The sequence below is a fragment of the Stenotrophomonas oahuensis genome (genome assembly GCF_031834595.1).
Lineage (GTDB): Bacteria > Pseudomonadota > Gammaproteobacteria > Xanthomonadales > Xanthomonadaceae > Stenotrophomonas > Stenotrophomonas oahuensis.
The window spans coordinates 3,647,891-3,667,485 of sequence record NZ_CP115541.1 but is presented as its reverse complement, the minus strand read 5'-3'; the positions used below and the strand labels follow the sequence as shown (position 1 = coordinate 3,667,485).

16 protein-coding genes are annotated in these 19,595 nt (G+C 65.5%); all 16 read left to right on the top strand.

The window, feature by feature from the left end:
- Positions 1-11 precede the first annotated feature (11 nt).
- The 16 genes from PDM29_RS16395 to PDM29_RS16320 all read left to right on the top strand — a co-directional run bounded on the left by PDM29_RS16395 (position 12) and on the right by PDM29_RS16320 (position 19,420).
- Positions 12-320, top strand: a complete 309-nt coding sequence (locus PDM29_RS16395; protein ID WP_311191123.1) for an STAS domain-containing protein — start codon at positions 12-14, stop codon at positions 318-320.
- The gene (locus tag PDM29_RS16390) at positions 317-682 is read left to right on the top strand and encodes a response regulator (protein WP_038688521.1); all 366 of its coding nucleotides are present in this window, start codon (positions 317-319) and stop codon (positions 680-682) included. The genes PDM29_RS16395 and PDM29_RS16390 overlap by 4 nt, the downstream gene beginning before the upstream one ends.
- A gap of 45 nt (positions 683-727) precedes the next feature.
- On the top strand, positions 728-2,713 hold the full coding sequence (locus tag PDM29_RS16385) for a chemotaxis protein CheA (protein WP_311191122.1): 1,986 nt from the start codon (positions 728-730) through the stop codon (positions 2,711-2,713).
- A gap of 685 nt (positions 2,714-3,398) precedes the next feature.
- Positions 3,399-5,639, top strand: a complete 2,241-nt coding sequence (locus PDM29_RS16380; protein ID WP_311191121.1) for a methyl-accepting chemotaxis protein — start codon at positions 3,399-3,401, stop codon at positions 5,637-5,639.
- A gap of 197 nt (positions 5,640-5,836) precedes the next feature.
- The gene (locus PDM29_RS16375; RefSeq protein ID WP_311191120.1) at positions 5,837-6,025 is read left to right on the top strand and encodes a hypothetical protein; all 189 of its coding nucleotides are present in this window, start codon (positions 5,837-5,839) and stop codon (positions 6,023-6,025) included.
- Between the two features lie 39 nt (positions 6,026-6,064).
- On the top strand, positions 6,065-8,257 hold the full coding sequence (locus PDM29_RS16370; protein WP_311191119.1) for a methyl-accepting chemotaxis protein: 2,193 nt from the start codon (positions 6,065-6,067) through the stop codon (positions 8,255-8,257).
- 85 nt (positions 8,258-8,342) lie between these two features.
- Positions 8,343-9,119: a flagellar brake protein gene (locus PDM29_RS16365; protein ID WP_311191118.1), complete on the top strand. Its 777-nt coding sequence runs from the start codon at positions 8,343-8,345 to the stop codon at positions 9,117-9,119.
- A 361-nt stretch (positions 9,120-9,480) separates the two neighbouring features.
- Positions 9,481-9,972, top strand: coding sequence for a chemotaxis protein CheW (locus tag PDM29_RS16360; protein WP_311191117.1), 492 nt, complete (start codon positions 9,481-9,483; stop codon positions 9,970-9,972).
- A gap of 143 nt (positions 9,973-10,115) precedes the next feature.
- On the top strand, positions 10,116-10,499 hold the full coding sequence (locus PDM29_RS16355; RefSeq protein WP_311191116.1) for a hypothetical protein: 384 nt from the start codon (positions 10,116-10,118) through the stop codon (positions 10,497-10,499).
- A gap of 92 nt (positions 10,500-10,591) precedes the next feature.
- Entirely contained in the window at positions 10,592-12,955 is a 2,364-nt protein-coding gene (locus PDM29_RS16350; RefSeq protein WP_311191115.1) for a methyl-accepting chemotaxis protein, read from the top strand.
- A gap of 265 nt (positions 12,956-13,220) precedes the next feature.
- Positions 13,221-15,491 carry a methyl-accepting chemotaxis protein gene (locus PDM29_RS16345; RefSeq protein ID WP_311191114.1) on the top strand — a complete coding sequence of 757 codons (2,271 nt, stop codon included), beginning with the start codon at positions 13,221-13,223 and terminating at the stop codon, positions 15,489-15,491.
- A gap of 83 nt (positions 15,492-15,574) precedes the next feature.
- A complete protein-coding gene (locus PDM29_RS16340; RefSeq protein WP_311191113.1) occupies positions 15,575-16,441 on the top strand; it encodes a CheR family methyltransferase in 867 nt (288 codons plus the stop codon).
- Positions 16,438-17,034, top strand: a complete 597-nt coding sequence (gene cheD / locus PDM29_RS16335) for a chemoreceptor glutamine deamidase CheD (protein WP_311191112.1) — start codon at positions 16,438-16,440, stop codon at positions 17,032-17,034. Before PDM29_RS16340 ends, cheD begins: the two co-directional genes overlap by 4 nt.
- The gene (locus PDM29_RS16330) at positions 17,031-18,098 is read left to right on the top strand and encodes a protein-glutamate methylesterase/protein-glutamine glutaminase (RefSeq protein ID WP_311191111.1); all 1,068 of its coding nucleotides are present in this window, start codon (positions 17,031-17,033) and stop codon (positions 18,096-18,098) included. Before cheD ends, PDM29_RS16330 begins: the two co-directional genes overlap by 4 nt.
- A 287-nt stretch (positions 18,099-18,385) precedes the next feature.
- A complete protein-coding gene (locus tag PDM29_RS16325; protein ID WP_311191110.1) occupies positions 18,386-18,901 on the top strand; it encodes a hypothetical protein in 516 nt (171 codons plus the stop codon).
- Positions 18,902-19,048: 147 nt separating this feature from the next.
- Positions 19,049-19,420, top strand: coding sequence for a hypothetical protein (locus PDM29_RS16320; protein WP_311191109.1), 372 nt, complete (start codon positions 19,049-19,051; stop codon positions 19,418-19,420).
- Positions 19,421-19,595: the final 175 nt, after the last annotated feature.

Genomic DNA, 19,595 nt, shown 5'->3' with positions numbered 1-19,595 from the left:
CCGGAGCAACGATGAGCACTGTGGCCCTGGGTGATGATCTCGGTATCGAGAACAGCACCGAGCTCAAAACCCGCCTCGCCCCCCTGGTGGACCAGGAAGGCGACCTGACGCTGGACGCCAGCCAGGTCGGCCGTATCCATACCGCCGCCATGCAGGTGCTGTGCGCCTTCGTCGACACCCGCCGCCAGGCGGGCTACGCGACCGGATTCGACGGCTGCACCCCTACCTTCCGTGATGCCGCGCGCCTGCTCGGCCTCACCCAGGCCCTGGGCCTGGATGCAACCCATGACAACCTGAAATCTGTGGAGAACGCGGCATGAGCGCACGTATCTTGGTGGTGGACGATTCGGCGTCGATGCGCCAGATGGTCTCTTTCGCCCTCACCTCGGCCGGCTTTTCTGTTGAAGAGGCCGAAGACGGTGCGGTCGCGCTTGGCCGCGCCAAGGGTCAGCGCTTCAATGCGGTGGTCACCGACGTGAACATGCCGAACATGGACGGCATCTCGCTGATCCGCGAGCTGCGTCAGCTGCCGGACTACAAGTTCACCCCGATGCTGATGCTGACCACCGAGTCGGCCGCCGACAAGAAGTCCGAAGGCAAGGCCGCCGGTGCCACAGGCTGGCTGGTCAAGCCGTTCAACCCGGAACAGCTGGTCGCCACTGTCCAGAAAGTCCTGGGCTGATCCCCAACCGCCTTCCCTCTTCCCCGTAACCGGACCCGAACTGTCATGAGCATGGACCTGCAACGCTTCCACGCCACCTTCTTCGAGGAAAGCCGCGAAGGCCTGGACGCGATGGAAGCTGGCCTGCTGGCACTGGAATCGGGCCAGCAGGACCCTGAAATCATCAACTCGGTGTTCCGCGCCGCCCACTCGATCAAGGGCGGTGCCGGCACCTTCGGCTTCGATGCCATCGCCGCGCTCACCCACGTGCTGGAAACGCTGCTGGATGAGCTGCGTGCCGGCAAGCGCGCGCTGGAACCGGTGGCGGTGGATGCCATGCTGTCGTCGGTGGACGTGCTGCGCGCCCTGTTGCGCGAAGCCGAACACGGCCAGCCGGCCGACCCGCAGGCCGTCGCCGCAGTGAAGGCGCGCCTGGAAGCTGTACTGTCCGGCACCGCCGCCAGCACCGCAGCGCCGGTCGCGGCCAAGGTCGACGACACCCCGGAAGCGTGGCAGATCGGCTTCGTGCCGGCTCCGTCGCTGTTCATGAGCGGCAATGATCCGCTGCGCATCATCCGCGAACTGGAACACCTGGGTTCGCTGCAGGTGGCCGCCCGCCTTGAACGCCTGCCTGGTTTCGACGCGCTGGATCCGCTGGAAGCGCACCTGGCCTGGGACCTGGGCCTGGTCGGCAAGGTGCCGCGCAGCAAGATTGAAGACACCTTCGCCTGGGTGGTGGACGACTGCGAACTGGACATCCGTCCGGCCGCGCCGCCCAGCCTGGCGACCAGCGCGCCGGCACCGGCTGCACCGGTCGCCGCCGCCACGACTCCCGCTGCTGCACCCGCCGCCGGAGCCGCTGCGCCGGCCGCTGCGCACGAAGCAGAGACCTCGATCCGCGTCGCGGTTGAAAAAGTCGACGCCCTGATCAACCTGGTCGGCGAACTGGTCATTACCCAGGCCATGCTGAAGCAGGTGTCGCACGCACTCGACCCGGTGCATGCCGAGCAGCTGTTCGCCGGTCTGGACCTGCTGGAACGCAACACCCGCGATCTGCAGGAAGCGGTCATCGGCGTGCGCATGCTGCCGGTGGATGCGGTGTTCCGCCGCTTCCCGCGCCTGGTCCGCGACCTGTCCAGCCGTCTGGGCAAGCAGGTCCGCCTGCGCACCGTCGGCGAAGGCACGGAACTGGACAAGGGCCTGATCGAAAAGATCGCCGATCCGCTCGTCCACCTGGTCCGCAACTCGATCGACCACGGCCTGGAAATGCCCGACGTGCGCAAGGGCGCGGGCAAGGACGAAACCGGCACCATCACCCTGGCGGCCTCGCATCAGGGCGGCCACATCGTCATTGAAGTCAGCGACGATGGTCGTGGCCTGAACCGCGAAAAGATCCTGGCCAAGGCCCAGGAACGTGGCCTGAGCGTGCCGGAGAATCCGACCGACAGCCAGGTCTGGGACCTGATCTTCCAGCCGGGCTTCTCCACCGCCGACGCCGTTACCGATCTCTCCGGTCGTGGCGTGGGCATGGACGTGGTCCGCCGCAATATCCAGGCGCTGGGCGGCGAAGTCCAGATTGAAAGCAGCCTGGGCGCGGGCACCCGCACCCTGATCCGCCTGCCGCTGACCCTGGCGATCCTGGACGGCATGACCGTGTCGGTGGCCGGCGAAACCCTGATCCTGCCGCTGGCCTACGTATTGGAAGCACTGCAGCCGCAGGCCGAAGACGTCCGCACCATGGCCGGCGAAGGCCGCGTGCTGCGCGTCCGCGGCGAATACCTGCCGATCCTGTCGCTGAGCGAGTACTACGGCTACGGCCACCGCGCCAATGACGACTCGCTGGTCGTGGTGGTGGAAGGCGACGGCCAGAAGATCGCGCTGGAAGTGGACGAACTGGTCGGCCAGCAGCAGGTGGTGGTCAAGAACATCGAGAACAACTACCGCCGCATCAGTGGTGTCTCCGGTGCCACCATCCTCGGCGACGGCCGCGTCGCCCTGATCGTCGACATCGGCGGCCTGGTACGCTCGCTCCGAGTACCGCAGGCGGCGTAACGCTTGTTGGTTGATCGCATAGAGCAAGAGCAAAAGCCCTGCATCGCGGGGCTTTTTGTTGTCTGCGCGAAACGCCGATGGTCATCGGTTTCCGTGCTTTGGCGCGCCGGGGTGGGTTTGCGGGACACGCCGTGAATCCATCCATGGAGGCTCGTCAAAAACATCCATGTTTTTGACGGTCCCCGCAAACCCACCCCGGCACGCCCCAGACAGTTGGCCGGTGGCCATGGAAGATCAAAAGCACGTATCCGCCGTTGATCTGGCATTTCCCATGGGCCGCCGACCATGTATCGAGGGGCCATCGGATGGGGGGTACGGGACCGTTGAAAACATGGATGTTTTCGACGAGCCCCCATGGATGGGTTCACGGCGTGTCCCGTACCCCCCATCCGATGGCCCCAGGCACGTAGATCAGCAGCCAAGGGCTGTTCGCCAAGAACCCACAGCAGCCGGGCAGCGCCCGGCGATACGTAGATTTCGCAATCGCAGCTGTTCGCGACCAACACCCCGCCGACAGACATCACAAAAAAAACGTGATGCGGAACACTAAAGTCCGCGCGTGAAGACGCCGCTAACCGGAGAGATGGTGAAGGAACACTGTCATGTTCCGCGCCCCACCTGCATCCATGCCCCCTCGCCCAGCGCCCCCACAGCTGCGCGCCCCGCCTTGTCCGGAGTTCACAGTATGAAGTGGTTCTACGATCTGCCCATCGCCCGCAAGCTTGCGGTCGGGTTTGCCCTCACTACCCTGATGACCGTTGCGCTGGGCGTGTTTGCCCTGGTGCGCCTCAATGGGGCCAACGCCCAGTTGGCGGGCATGGCCAGCAATGACATTCCCTCGGTGGAACACCTGGGCGAGGTGCGCTCCCTGCTCGGCGAATTCCGTACGTATGAGTTGGCGCAGCTGAGCATGCTCGACCAACCCGACAAGGTGGCCGATTACAACAAGCGCATGGACACCACCGCCAAGGCCGCACGCGACGAACTGGCCGCGTATGCCGAGCTGCCGGCTGGCGAGGAAGAGAAGAAACTCTACGGCCACGTCGCCGCCGACCTCGACGCCTACTTCGCCGCCAACACCGACATGCGCGCCGCCATTGCCGCCGGTGACGGCGTGCTGGCCCAGCAGATTTCCGATGATCGCTCGCGCCCGGCCCGTCGCAAGATGTTCGACGACCTCAAGACCCTCGGTGCCTTCAGCAGCAAGCTGATGCAGTCGCGCATCGATGAAGCCAACGCTACCCACCACAGCAGCGTTGTCGCCATCATCACCACCGTCGTGCTGCTGACCCTGCTCGCCATCGGTGCCGGCGTGGTCATCGCCCGCGCCATCACCCGCCCGCTGGGCCAGGCCGTGCATGCCATCAAGTCGGTGGCGCGCGGTGACCTCAGCGTCAGCACGCGTGCCACCAGCAACGACGAAGTCGGTCAGATGCTGGTCGCCACCGGCGACATGACCGCCATGCTGCGTCGCTACTCCGACGAAACCCGCAAGATGGCCGAGATGCATGCCGGCCCGGACATCTCCCACCACATGCCGATCGACTTCCCCGGCGTGTACGGCGAACTGGCCGTGGGCACCAACACCGTCATCTTCGAACACCTGGACGCGATCAAGGACGCCATCGCCGTGCTCAACGAGTACGCCGCCGGCGATCTCTCGCGCGATGCCCGTCGCCTGCCTGGCACCCGCGCAATCCTGCACGAATCCATGGACGCGGCCAAGGCCAGCCTGCTGGCCATCAACACCCAGATCCAGTCGCTGGCCCGCTCCGCCGCCGCCGGCGACTTCAGCCAGCGTGGCGACGCCCTGCGTTTCGAACATGACTTCCGGGTCATGATCGAAAACCTCAACACCATGATGGAAGTGGCCGACGGCAACCTCAACCAGCTCTCGCACCTGCTGCAGTCCATCGCCGGCGGCGACCTCACCGCGCGCATGCACGGCGAGTTCCACGGCGTGTTCGCCGCGATGCGCGACGACGCCAACACCACCGTCGCCCAGCTGACCCACATCGTCAGCCGTATCCAGCAGGCGACCGGCAGTATCAGCACCGCAGCGGGCGAGATTGCGTCGGGCAACAACGACCTGTCGCGTCGTACCGAGCAGCAGGCAGCGAACCTGGAAGAAACCGCCGCCTCGATGGAGGAACTGACCTCCACCGTACGCCAGAACGCCGAGCATGCCCGTCAGGCCAACCAGCTCGCCATTGGTGCGCACAGCGTGGCCAGCCAGGGCGGCGAAGTGGTCGGCCAGGTGGTCACCACCATGAGCGCGATTGAAACCTCGTCGAAGAAGATCGCCGAGATCATCTCGGTCATCGACGGCATCGCCTTCCAGACCAACATCCTGGCGCTGAACGCCGCCGTTGAAGCAGCCCGCGCCGGCGAGCAGGGCCGCGGCTTCGCCGTGGTGGCCTCCGAAGTGCGTACCCTGGCCCAGCGTTCGGCCAGCGCCGCCAAGGAGATCAAGAGCCTGATCGACGAATCGGTCGACAAGGTCGCCGAGGGGTCCGCGCTGGTCAGCCAGGCCGGCAGCACGATGGACGAGATCGTCGCCTCGGTGCAGCGCGTCACCGACATCATGGCGGAGATTTCCGCCGCGTCGCAGGAACAGTCGGCCGGTATCGAGCAGGTCAACCAGACTGTCGTGCAGATGGACGAAACCACGCAGCAGAACGCCGCGCTGGTGGAAGAAGCCACCGCCGCTGCCCGCGCCATGGAAGAACAGGCCGGTCACCTCACCGACGCCGTCGCCCTGTTCAAGCTGGAAGGCCAGGCATCGCGACCGGCCCCAGCGCTTGCCACCGCGCCGGCACCGGTGCGCCCCTCGGCCCCGGTGCGCGGACGCGCGCCCACTCCTGCCAAGCGCGCGCCCGTGCGTGAAGCGGCACTGGCCAGCGAGGGCGACTGGCAGGAGTTCTGACCAGAAGCATTGTTGCTTCGGCAATCCCACACACCCCGCTTCGGCGGGGTGTTTTGTTTCTCCCATGAAAAATGCGCAGTGCGTCACACAATTGAAAGAAACTCGACCGAATTCGGCAAAACGCGCGCTGAACAGGATCAAGTCCGTACGCATGCGGGCCGTTAAGAAGGGACCGTTGTGGCCTGGGAGGGCGGCACATGGCAGCACCCTCATCGTCGCCAGGCGCACCGCGCCCGGTCTCTACCGCCCGCGCCGTGGCCGGCCTCACCGCGCTGGCGCTGTGGATCGGCTGGGTGATTCCGCTGCTCTACCAGGCACCGTCGTCACGCGTCACCACTGTGGGAATCACACAAGCCGTCTGCTCGCCCGCCGCCCCCAGCAGGTAAGCGACCCACCCGTTGCTCATGCCCGAAGGAGTCGACCGCATGTCCGCACCCCGCCCTGTTCCCCATTCACTGGTAGGCCACGAGAACGTGCCCTATCTGCAGGCCCTTGCCGCCGAGGCGGATCGCCTGTTCCTGGCGGTCACCGCGCTGCTCACGGCGATCTCGCTGGTGCTCGCCTGGCGCAACGGCGTGTGGACGCCGGCATTGGCAATCAGCTTGCCCAGCCTGGCGTTGGTCGCGCTGCAGACGCGCTGGCTGCCCGGCACCCGGCTGTCGCGCTGCACCGTGGCGCTGGTCTGGATGGTGCTGGCCGCCACCCTGATCCACCAGACCCACGGCATGCTGGAAACCCACTTCGGCGTGATCGTGCTGATCGCGCTGCTGCTGTATTACCGCGACTGGCTGCCGATCGTGGTGGCCGCCGCCGCGATTGCCGTGCACCACGTGCTGTTCTTCGTGCTGCAGAGCCGTGGCCTGGACCTGCCGGTGTTTGCCGCCGGCAGCGGCTTTGGCGTGGTGCTGCTGCACGCCGCCTACGTGGTGGTTGAAACCGCCCTGCTCTGCGCCATGGCCGTGCAGATGCGTCGCCAGCTGCTGCTGCTCGGCCATGACCCGCGCGAACTGGCGCGACTGGCCCGCGGCGTCGCCAATGACCAGCCGCTGCCAGCCGACCTGCACGAAGCGCAGTTCCCGGCCGACTCGCTGGCCCGCGCCATGGTCCACAGCAGCCACCAGCTGCTCGCCCGGCGCGAGCAGGAACAGGCCGGCCTGGACGAGATGCTGCGCATCCGCGCCGCACTGGACGACGTCACCACCAACGTGATGATCGCCGACGCCCAGCGCAACATCGTCTACGTCAACCGGCCGCTGCAGCGCATGCTGACCGCCGCCGAGTCCGACCTGCGCCGCGACCTGCCGCAGTTCAGCGCCGCCGAGCTGGTTGGCCGCAACATCGACATCTTCCACCGCCACCCCGAGCACCAGGCACGGCTGCTGGAAACCCTGAAGAGCACCCACCGCGCGCAGATCCGCGTTGGCGGCCGGGTCATGCAGCTGATCGTCAATCCCATCATCGATGATGCCGGCAGCCGCCAGGGCTTCGTGGTGGAATGGGCCGACCGCACTCTGGAAGTGCAGGTGGAAGAAGAGCTGGGCCGCATCGTCGACGCCGCCGCGGCGGGCGACTTCAGCGGCCGCGTGGTCACCGAAGGCAAGCAGGGCTTCTTCCTGCAGCTGGCGCAGCGCCTCAACGCGCTGCTGGACGCCACCGCCGGCAGCATCGAGCAGGTCTCGCAGTTGCTGGCCGCCCTGTCGCGCGGCGACCTCACCGCGCAGATGCACGGTGATTTCCACGGCGTGTTCGCCCGCATCCAGGACGACGCCAACGCCACCATCGCCCAGCTCACCGACATTGTCGGCCGCATTCAAAGCGCGTCCCACAACCTCAACCAGGCCGCCGGCGAGATGGCCCACGGCAATGCCCACCTGGCCAGCCGCACCGAACAGCAGGCCGCCAGCCTGGAAGAAACCGCGGCCACCATGGAAGAACTCACCGCCACGGTGCGTCAGAATGCAGAACATGCACGCCAGGCCAACCGACTGGCCAGCGAAGCGGCCGATGTCGCCGCCCAGGGCGGTACGGTGGTTGGTGAAGTGGTCGACACCATGAGCGCGATTGAAGCCGCTTCGCGCCGGATCGGCGACATCATCACGGTGATTGACGGCATTGCCTTCCAGACCAACATCCTGGCCCTGAACGCGGCGGTGGAAGCCGCACGCGCCGGCGAACAAGGCCGCGGCTTTGCTGTGGTCGCCACCGAGGTGCGCACCCTGGCACAACGCTCGGCCGACGCCGCCCGCGAGATCAAGGGCCTGATTTCCGATTCGGTCGACAAGGTCGCCCACGGCGCTCAGCTGGTGAACCGTGCCGGCCAGACCATGGGGGGCATCGTCAGCGCGGTGGGTCAGGTCAACACCATCATGGGTGAGATCTCCGCCGCCTCGCAGGAGCAGTCCACCGGCATCGAGCAGGTCAATCAGAGCATCGCGCAGATGGACGCGGGCACGCGCCAGAACGCGGCACTGGTGGACGCTTCGCGCCAGTCGACCCATGCAATGGAGGAACAAGCCGGCACGCTGGCCGAAGCGGTCGCGCGCTTCCATCTGCACGACCCGGCCAGCCCACTGGGCGTCATGCAGCGGGTCCGCCAGATAGCGGATGCATCGCCATGACCCCATTTCTGGCCAGATTCGCCCTACAGAACTGTGACCGGCTGCCGATAAATGCAGGGAGACCCGGTAGCACCCAGCAGAATTCATGTCCGTAGGCAGCCTTGACGAACACGACACCGCCCATGCCGTCGGCGACGACGGCACGGATGATCGTTTCCTCGTTCGCAACCCACGCCAGATCCGGCAGCTGCTGCAGTCGCTGATCGACCAGCGTTCGTTGATCAACGCGCACCTGGGCGGCCGTGACCAGTCGTTCCCGACCGCGATTCTGGAACTGGACGAAGACGAGGACTGGCTGCTGCTGGACGGCAGCCCGTCGCCGGCGGCCAACCGGGCGGCGGAAGAAGCCGGCCACCTGCTCTGCTTCGCCCAGCTGGACCGGGTGATGGTGCGTTTCCGGGTAGACCACCTGGAGCGCACCGGCGACCACCGCCACGTCGGGTTCCGGGCCCCGTTCCCGACCGAACTGGTGCACCTGCAGCGGCGCGAACTGTACCGCCTGGAAACCCCGATCACGGATTCCCCGCATCTGCTGTTCCCGGTCAACGAAGACCGCAGCGAGGCCCTTCACCTGCGCGTGGTCGACATCAGCGCCGGCGGCCTGGCGGTCACCGTCCCGGCCAGCTGCAACGCCTTCGGCCTGCAGAAGCGCTACGACGCCCGCCTTGACATGCCCGACAGCGGCCCCCTGCAGGTCTCGCTGATCGTCTGCAACCAGCTCAGCATCAAGATGGCCAACGGCACCGAGACCAAGCGCATCGGCATGCGCTTCGACGGCCTCCCCCGCGGGGGCGACAGCGCCATCCAGCGCTACATCTTCCGCATTGACCGCCAGCGCAGCGCTAGAAAGAACGGCGACTGAGGGTAGGTTTCGATCCGGGGTCATGCGTTACCGGATGTTGGCCATTTCATGGCCGTCGTCTGTCGACCGACGCTACCAGAGCCACCTGCATTTGATCTTCCATGGCAGCCGACCCTCTGTCGTGGGCCATCGGGTACGGGGGTACGGGACCGTTGAAAACATGGATGTTTTCGACGAGCCCCCATGGATGGGTTCACGGCGTGTCCCGTACCCCCGTGCCCGATGGCCCAAGCTCGTAGACCGACCGCTCAGGCAGGCTGTTCGCGACAAACTTTGACGCTAAAGACAACAAGATCCAGGCCGATATCCAGCGTGACACCCGGTTTCTTTCGACCGCCACGCCCGACCCAGGATCTTTCCGATGAACGACAGCAACAAGAATGCCGCCAGCAGCGGCGGCGAATTCCTCAGCTTCACCCTCGGTGCCGAGCACTACGGCGTGGACATCCTCAAGGTCCAGGAAATCCGTGGCTACGACTCGGTCACCCGCGTGCCCGATGCGCCGGATTACATCAAGGGCGTCATCAACCTGCGCGGCACCATCGTGCCGGTCATCGACCTGCGCCTCAAGCTGCGCCTGGAAGATGCCCGCTATGACGCCTTCACCGTCATGATCGTGCTCAACGTCGAAGACCGCGTCGTCGGCATCGTCGTCGACAGCGTCTCCGACGTCATCCCGCTCAACGCCGACCAGATCCGCCCCACCCCCGAGTTCGGTGCCGCCGTCGATACCCGCTTCATCTCCGGCATCGGCACCCAGGACGATCGCATGCTCATCCTGCTCGATATCGAAACCCTGCTCGACAGCGCCGACATGGGCCAGGCCCAGCAGCTGGAAGATGCGGCCGCTTGACGCACCACCGTGAAGAATTGTGATGAACAGCACACATTCTCACTTCAGTTGTGTCGCGTTTGGCCGATAGCTCGTGTCAGGACCTCGAGCCGTGGGCATTCCACGGCCAGGCCAACCATCCAAATCCCCCGGAGTATCTCCCGATGAAGTCTCTGCTTGCCGTGTTCTCGGTTGCCGTGCTGGCCACCACCGCTTCTGCTCCCGTCTCCGCCCAGTCGGCCATGATTCCGCCGGAGCTGGCTCCGCGCTCGGTCGGCAAGGACGGCATGGTCTGCGGCAAGGTCGAAAAGGCCCGTTACGCTGAAGGTTCCGAAGGCCAGCCCACCTTCCTGTACATGGGCGGTGCCTTCCCGCGCCACACCTTCTCGGCCCGCATCGCCGGTTCCAACCGCGGCAAGTTCAACTTCCCGCTGGAATCCCTGGAAGGCAAGACCGTCTGCGTCATCGGCACCATCCAGCGCGACGCCTCGCGCGCTGAAATCGAAGTCAGCGGTCCGTCCGGCCTGAAGCTGGCCGACATCAAGTAATTCCCGTACGCCCTGCCACGCCGGCACTGGCCGGCGTGGTCGCTGCAACCGGGACACGCCCGGACGCGTTTGCCACTGGAGAGTGCACCACCATGCAATGGATCAACAATCTCAAACTGATGCCGAAGCTGATGCTGACGTTCGGCGTCCTGCTTCTGGTGATGCTGCTTCAGGGCATCGTCGCGTACCGCGGCCTGCACTCCCTCAACAATGTCACCACCGAGCTGGCCGGCAACCGGATGGAAAGCATCCGCATGGCCGGTGAAATGCGCGGCATGCTCGGCGAGTACCGCAATTCGGCCTTCCAGGGCCTGATCCGCGCCAGCGACGACGTCAAGGCCGAAGCCAAGACCCGCGCCGCCGACCTGCGCACCAAGATCGATGCCTCGATCAAGAAATACCCGGAACTGATTGACAGCCCGCAGCAGAAGAAGCTGTTCGATACGTTCGCCAAGGAGTGGGCCGATTCGCTGGCCTCCTACGACTCCGTCACCGAAATGCTTGAGCTGGACCTGCCGGACGACGCCGTTGACACCTTCGTCGGCGAAACCCGCGGCAAGCACCAGAAGGCCTCGGCCGCACTGGAAACGCTGATCGCCGAAGACAACCGCCTGGCCCGCGCCTCGCGCGAGGAAGCCTCCTCCACGTACGCCGCGTCGGCCACGCTGACCGTCATCGCCCTGCTCGGCGGTGCCGCCGCAGGCCTGGTGCTGGTGTGGCTGTTCGCCCGTTCGCTGGTCGGCAGCGTGCGCGGTGCCGTCTCGGTCGCCAATGAAGTCGCTGGCGGCAAGCTCGATGGCCACATCGACGTCACCCGCAAGGACGAAGTCGGCGACCTGCTGCAGGCCATGCAGCGCATGCAGCGCGACCTGCGCGAGCGCACCGAAACCGAACAGGCCGTCGCCCGTGAGAACCTGCGCATCCGCACCGCGCTGGACTACAGCTCCACCGGCGTGTACCTGACCGACGACACCCTCAACATCGTCTACGCCAACCGCGCCCTGGAACAGACCCTGTCCCAGTACGAGGACGAACTGCGCAAGGACCTGCCGGCGTTCGACGCCGCCCAGAGCCTGGTCGGCCGCCCGCTGACCGTGCTGGAACACAACGGCGAAACCGACCCGACCCTGCTCGCCAACCTGAAGCAGAACGGCGTCGCCCGTCGCGCCATGCAGTTCGGCGATGCCCAGTTCGCCCAGGTGGTCTCGGTCATCCGCAACGACGACGGCCACACCGTCGGCCACGTGGTGGAATGGCGCGACCGCACCCCGGAAGCGCTGGTGGAAGCCGAAGTGGCCCGCGTCATTGCCCAGGCTGCCGCCGGCGACCTCAGCGGCCGCATTGCCGCCGAAGGCAAGGACGGCTTCTTCCTGCAGCTGGCCCAGCAGATCAACGGCCTGCTCGACGCCAACGCCAGCAGCATCGAACAGATCTCCAGCCTGCTCACCGCGCTGTCGCAGGGCGACCTGACTGCGCGCATGCACGGTGATTTCCACGGCGTGTTCGCCACCATGCGCGACGACGCCAATGCCACCGCCGAACAGCTCAGCGGCATCGTCACCCGCATCAAGCAGAGCAGCCAGGCGATCAGCCAGGCCGCCAGCGAGATCGCCACCGGCAACAGCGACCTGTCGCGCCGTACCGAACAGCAGGCCGCCAATCTGGAAGAAACCGCCGCTTCGATGGAGGAACTCACCTCCACCGTGCGCCAGAACGCCGAACACGCCCGCCAGGCCAACCAGCTCGCCATTGGCGCGCACACGGTCGCTTCGCAGGGCGGTGAAGTGGTCGGCCAGGTGGTGACCACCATGAGCGCTATCCAGACCAGCTCGAAGAAGATTGCCGAGATCATCTCGGTGATCGACGGCATCGCCTTCCAGACCAACATCCTGGCGCTGAACGCAGCAGTTGAAGCTGCCCGTGCCGGCGAACAGGGTCGCGGCTTCGCCGTCGTGGCTTCGGAAGTGCGTACCCTGGCCCAGCGTTCGGCCGGTGCCGCCAAGGAGATCAAGGGCCTGATCGACGACTCGGTCGGCAAGGTCAATGACGGATCGGCGCTGGTGCACAAGGCTGGCCAGACCATGGGCGAGATCGTCGCCTCGGTGCAGCGCGTGACCGACATCATGTCGGAAATCTCCGCTGCCTCGCAGGAACAGTCGGCCGGCATCGAGCAGGTCAACCAGACCGTGGTGCAGATGGACGAAACCACCCAGCAGAACGCTGCACTGGTGGAAGAAGCCACGGCGGCCGCGCGCTCCATGGAAGAACAGGCCGGTCACCTCAGCGATGCGGTGTCGATCTTCAAGCTGGAAGACCAGGTCGTGGTCGCCGCCGCTCCGGTGCGCGCCTCGCGTCCGGTCGCCGCGGCCGCCCCGGCCCCGGCTCCGGCGCGCAAGGCACCGGCGCGTGCAGTAGCCGCCGCCGAACTCGCGGAAGGCGACTGGCAGGAATTCTGATGTAGAGCCGGGCTTGCCCGGCTGGTCTGACCTGCAGCCGGGCAAGCCCGGCTCTACCGCCGAACGCAACACAGAACGCCCCGATGCGCACGCATCGGGGCGTTCTTCTTTTCAAACCTGAACACGCTCAGTTTCCACGTCTCAATTCAAAGGCGTAATGGCCGATATCTCCTTTGCCTCGGCACGTTCGTCGACGTCGGCCTTTCCGGCCATCGCCACCACTCCAGGCATCGCAGCATGCCCCCGACTGTAAAGATCCTCTCCCATGACCTTGCTCAGCCGCTGGAACCAGTTCTTTTCCAACCTCTCCGTCCGCAACAAGCTCAACCTGCTGACCGTGCTGATTGCCATCGGCGTGATCGCGCTGGCCGTGGTCGCCGCGCGCAAGCAGTACCTGGACCTGTACGAGACACGCAAGGAAAGCCTGAAGACCCAGGTGGAAATCACCTTCGGGATCATGGACCACTACAAGGCCCTGGCTGACAAGGGTGAGCTGACCGAAACAGCGGCCAAGGAAAACGCCATGAAGGCGGTCGACGCGATGCGCGCCGACGGTGGCAGTGCCTACTACAACATCCTCACCACCGACTACGTGCTGCACGTGCATCCGTTCCAGCCCAAGCGCGTGGGCCAGATGGTGAAGGACTACAAGTCGGCCGATGGAGTGGCGCTGTACCAGCTGCAGGTGGACGATGCGGTCAAGAACGGCAGCGGCTACACCTATTACTCCACCACCAAGCCCGGTGCCGAAGGCCTGATCCCGAAGGCCACCTTTGCCTCGATGTACAAGCCGTGGCAGTGGGTGGTCACCAGCGGCGTCTACATGGACGACGTGCAGAACGACGCCCTCGCCTTCACCGCGGTGATGACCGCCACCGGTGGTACGCTGGTGATCATCGTGCTGGCCCTGAGCTGGATCATCGGCAACCGCATCACCGGTCCGCTGCGCCAGGCCACCGGCGTCGCCGAAAGCATCGCCAGCGGCAAGCTCGACAGCCGCATCGGCACGCAGGCGCAGGACGAACCCGGTCGCCTGCTGGAAAGCATGGGCCGCATGCAGCAGCAGCTGCACGCGGTGATCACCGCCCAGCGCGAGATGGCAGCGCAACATGATGCCGGCCAGACCCGCTACCGCATGGACGAATCCGCCTTCCCGGGCGAGTACGGCCTGATGGTGCATGAAACCAATGCGCTGGTCGGTGCGCACGTGCAGACCATGCAGGACGTGCTGGCCGTGGTCCAACGCTACGCCGTCGGCGACCTCAGTGTTGATGCGCCGCGCTACCCGGGCGACAAGGCCGCAATCAGCAGCACCGTCGATACGGTCAAACAGAACCTGTCCAGCATCAACGCAGAGATCAAGCGCCTGGGCAGCGCGGCCGCTGCCGGCGACTTCACCCAGCGTGGTGACGAAGCCCGCTTCGATCACGATTTCCGTCAGATGATCGCCAGCTTGAACGCGATGATGCAGGTCAGCGACGACAACCTGGGCAAGCTGTCGCAGCTGCTCTCGGCCATCGCCGAAGGCGACCTCACCGCACGCATGCACGGGGACTACCAGGGCGTGTTCGCCACCATGCGCGACGACGCCAACGCCACGGTTGCCCAGCTGACCCAGATTGTCGGCCAGATCCAGACCTCGGCCAGCAGCATCAACCTCGCGGCCAGCGAGATCTCCACCGGCAACAGCGACCTGTCGCGTCGTACCGAACAGCAGGCCGCCAACCTGGAGGAAACCGCCGCGTCGATGGAGGAACTGACCTCCACCGTACGCCAGAACGCCGAGCATGCCCGCCAGGCCAACCAACTCGCGATCGGCGCACACACCGTCGCCAGCCAGGGCGGTGAAGTGGTCGGCCAGGTCGTGACCACCATGAGTGCGATTGAATCGAGCTCCAAGCGCATTGCCGAGATCATCTCGGTGATCGACGGCATCGCATTCCAGACCAACATCCTGGCGCTGAACGCGGCGGTGGAAGCCGCACGTGCCGGCGAACAGGGTCGCGGCTTTGCCGTGGTGGCCTCGGAAGTGCGCACCCTGGCCCAGCGTTCCGCTGCGGCCGCCAAGGAAATCAAGGGCCTGATCGACGACTCGGTGGCCAGCGTCGCCGACGGTTCGGCGCTGGTGAACAAGGCCGGCAGCACCATGGGCGAGATCGTTGCCTCGGTGCAGCGCGTCACCGACATCATGGCCGAGATCTCCGCCGCGTCGCAGGAACAGTCGGCCGGCATCGAGCAGGTCAACCAGACCGTGGTGCAGATGGACGAAACCACCCAGCAGAACGCCGCGCTGGTGGAAGAAGCCACCGCCGCCGCCCGCGCCATGGAAGAACAGGCGACCCAGCTGGCCGATGCCGTGGCCATCTTCCGCCTCGACAACCAGGTCGCCGCCGCGGTCAGCGCCGTCACCGCCCGGGTCGCCCCGGTCAGCGCCGCCGCACCACGCCTGAAGCCTGTCGCAAGCACGCCGAAAGCCGCCACCAAGCCGCTGCCGCGCACCACCGGTGCAGACGAAGGCGACTGGCAGGAGTTTTAACCACTGACGTAGAGCCGGGCTTGCCCGGCTGATCGGCCGTAAAGCCGGGCAAGCCCGGCTCTACCGTTGCCCCCCTTCGATGGATGTCGCCCGTGACCACGCCTTCCGCTCCTGCTTCCGCCAACAGCCGTGAGTTCGACTTCGGCGACCGCGACTTCCGCCGCATCTGCGACCTGATCTACCAGCGCGTTGGCATCTCACTGGCCCCGGCCAAGCGCGACATGGTCTACGGCCGCCTGTCGCGCCGCCTGCGTGCGCTCGGCATGCGCAGTTTCGAGGACTACCTCAACCAGCTCGAAGCCCATGGCGGTGACGAATGGCAGGCATTCACCAACGCGCTCACCACCAACCTGACCGCGTTCTTCCGCGAGCCGCATCATTTCGAAAAGCTCAACGAGGAACTGCGCGCACGCGCCGGCCACGGCACCCTGCAGCTGTGGTCCTGCGCCGCCTCTACCGGTGAAGAGCCCTACTCCATGGCGATCACCGCCTGCGAAGCGTTCGGTACGCTGAAGCCGCCAGTGCGCATCCTGGCCACCGACGTGGACACCCAGGTGCTGGCCACGGCCAGCCGTGGCGTGTATGCGCTGGACCGGGTCAATGGTCTGGACCTGGCGATCAAGAAGCGCTACTTCCAGCGCGGCAGTGGCCCCAACGAAGGCCAGTGCCGGGTAATTCCGGCCCTGCGCGAGCTGATCGAGTTCCGCCCGCTGAATCTGCTGGCACCGCGCTACGACGTCGGCGGCCCCTACGACGCGCTGTTCTGCCGCAACGTGATGATCTACTTCGACAAGCCCACCCAGCGCGGCATCCTTTCGCGTCTGATCCAGCACATGGGTGATGACGGCCTGCTCTATACCGGCCATTCGGAGAACTACCTGCACGCTGCGGATCTGATCCAGCCGTGCGGCCGCACCCTGTACAAGCGCAACCCCGGAGCCCCGGCATGAATCAGGCCGCGCGCAATGACGACGTGATGCGCTACTTCGACAGCCGCTTCAAGGTGACCGCCGCCAAGCTGCTGCCGACCCAGTACCTGGTGGTGGACGATGACACCGCACTGACCACCACCCTCGGCTCGTGCGTGGCCGCGTGCCTGCGCGACCCGGTGCTCAAGATCGGCGGCATGAATCACTTCCTGCTGCCGGAAGGTAATGTCGGCGACGGTGCGCCCGCACGTTATGGCAGCTATGCCATGGAACTGCTGATCAACGACCTGCTCAAGCGCGGCGCACATCGCAAGCGCCTGGAAGCCAAGGTGTTCGGCGGGGCCAACGTGCTCAAGGGCTTCACCAGCAACCCGGTCGGCACCCGCAACGCCGAGTTTGTGCGTCAGTACCTGCAGGCCGAACACATTCCGGTGCTGGCTGAAGACCTGTGCGGCATTCATCCGCGCAAGGTGTGGTTCTTCGCCGACAGCGGCCGCGTGGTCGTGCAGCGCCTGCCGCATGCGCACGAAGCCGAAGTGGCCGCGACCGAATCGGCCGTGCGTGCCCGCCTGTCCAAGGCCCCGGTCACCGGTGGCGTGGAGCTGTTCGAATGATCACCGGAGCCCCTTGCCGTGTGTTGATCGTGGACGACTCGGCGGTCGTCCGGCAGATGCTCAGCGAAATCCTGGCCAGCGACCCGGGCATCGAAGTCGTCGGCACCGCCGCCGATCCGCTGCTGGCGCGCGAGAAGATCAAGCGCCTGGCCCCGGACGTGATCACCCTGGACGTGGAAATGCCACGCATGGACGGGCTGGCGTTCCTGGAAAACCTGATGCGGCTGCATCCGCTGCCGGTGGTGATGATTTCCTCGCTGACCGAGCGCGGTGCCGACACCACCCTTCAGGCCCTGTCGCTGGGTGCGGTGGATTTCGTGTCCAAACCCAAATTCGACGTCGCCCGTGGCCTGCAGGACTACGCAGAAGAGATCATTACCAAGGTCAAGACCGCCGCTCGCTCGCGCGTGCGCACGCTGTCACGCCCGGTGGTACCGCAGGTGCGGCTGGACCCGGCCACCGCACCGAAGCCGCGCTCCATCCAGTTCCGCACCACCGACCGACTGATTGCCATCGGTGCCTCCGCCGGCGGTACCGAAGCGCTGCGCGTGGTGCTGGAAGGCATGCCCGCCGACGCCCCGGCGGTGGTGCTGACCCAGCACCTGCCGGCGACCTTCAGCACCGCGTTTGCCGAGCGCCTGGACAAGCATTCGGCCATGTCCGTGCGTGAGGCCACCGACGGTGAAGCCGTGCTCGCCGGCCACGCCTACCTGCCGCCCGGCGGCAAGCACCTGCGCATCATCCGCGACGGTGCGCGCTGGCGTTGCCGCATTGACGACGGCCCGGCCGTGAATCGCCACAAGCCGGCGGTGGACGTGCTGTTCCGTTCCGTGGCCGAAAGCGCCGGTGCCAATGCCATCGGCGCAATTCTGACCGGCATGGGCGACGACGGTGCACGCGGGTTGCTGGAACTGAAGAACGCCGGTGCTCCCACCCTGGTGCAGGATGAAGCCACCAGCGTGGTCTGGGGCATGCCCGGCGCAGCGTTCAAACTGGGTGCCGCAGACGAACAGTTGCCTCTGGAACGCATTGCCGAGCGTTTGATGGCACTGTCCCGGTCGTAGAGGCACGCCGTGCGTGGCTGCCATCCGTTCAGGCACCGTGAGAATTTAGCCATTGACACGCATGGCGTGTCACTACGGAACGTCTGCCGTAGGGACGCGCCATGCGCGTCCGCTCTCCGTTCCGGCGTCATGAAAGCCTGGGGCCGGGCTTCATTCGCCGCTAAGCGTTGGCATTGCCTGGAACACGGCACCGGCATCGGCGTCGTCAGCTTGCGCCGCGCGGCGCGCGGGCACCACGCAGGGCGTGGTGTCTACGGGAATTGATGCGTGCGCAGGACGATTGCGTCGTGCACCAGTCGCGCTTCCGGCACTTCTTCTCTCCATTTTCAGGTGCCAAGCGCGCCGGATGCCCCGATCAATCGCCATTGATGTTTCGCATTCTGGAACAAGGATCTCATTTTCTGAATGCTGAAAGCGTCACCTCAATTTTTTCAACGGTCAAATACGAAAATCCCGCAAAAAATCGCGATTTCCATTTCGTCGGAACAAGGCGCAATGTCCGCTTCGGGTTTAGCGACCCATACCTGAGTCAAAATATTGTGCATCCCAGCGTCGGGAGGGTGGTTAATACAACACCCTCAAGCGGGGAAATACACCACACCCTCTACTCAGGTACGGTCGCTAACCTCCCGACACTCCTCGCCTTCCCGGCGAGGAGGCTTTTCCTGAAGCTGGAGATTGAACATGTCAAACAACTGGGCCACGACGCCCTTCAAGAACGCAGCCGCCAACGAAGACACCCGGCTGTATCAGCGCTGCCACTGCTGCAACAGCCTCCTTCGCCCCCCTGCCCTCAACCATGAACCCGTTCCTTTCATCATGCTGCACGGCACCTGGCTGCGCGACATGGGCATGGAGCCGGGCTCACGGGTGATCGTCGAAGCCGGTCTCGGCTTGATCACGGTGCGCTGTGTGGTTCACTGCAACCCATTTTCCCGGAGAAATGCGCCATGGAAAGGCCGGTTCGTAACCTCCTTCGCACACTCACACTGCTGGTTCTGATCTCCACCCTGCCCTCGCCCGCAGCGGCAACCGGGGATCTGTTCCGCTTCCATGCGTCTCAAGGTGAATTTAGCTTCTCACTTGAAATGGCGGGACGGATGGATCCTGGTTCTGTCCAGATCAGCTCGAGCGATTTCAAGCCGTTCATGCCGCGGCAACCGTACTACGTAGAGTTCAACCGCGCGCAACAGCGTGCCTACGTCCGTCCCAGAACGCGGGGTGAACTGCCATGGTTCGAAATGGACGTGATCGGTACCCGGGGTGTTCTCCACTACAACGGCCGCCGCATGGAGGGCACTGCCGAGTGGGGACCGTGGTAAGCACGGTAGTGCCGGCCGCTGGCCGGCACGAAGTCGCCGCCCCATGTCATGCGTTACCGGGCGCGGACGATTCCACGGCGTTCGTCTGTCGACCGACCCTACCCCTCCCAAGCATTCGAATGCCCCGTAGTGACACGCCATGCGTGTCACCGATAGCCCGTCCGCAATCCCCCAT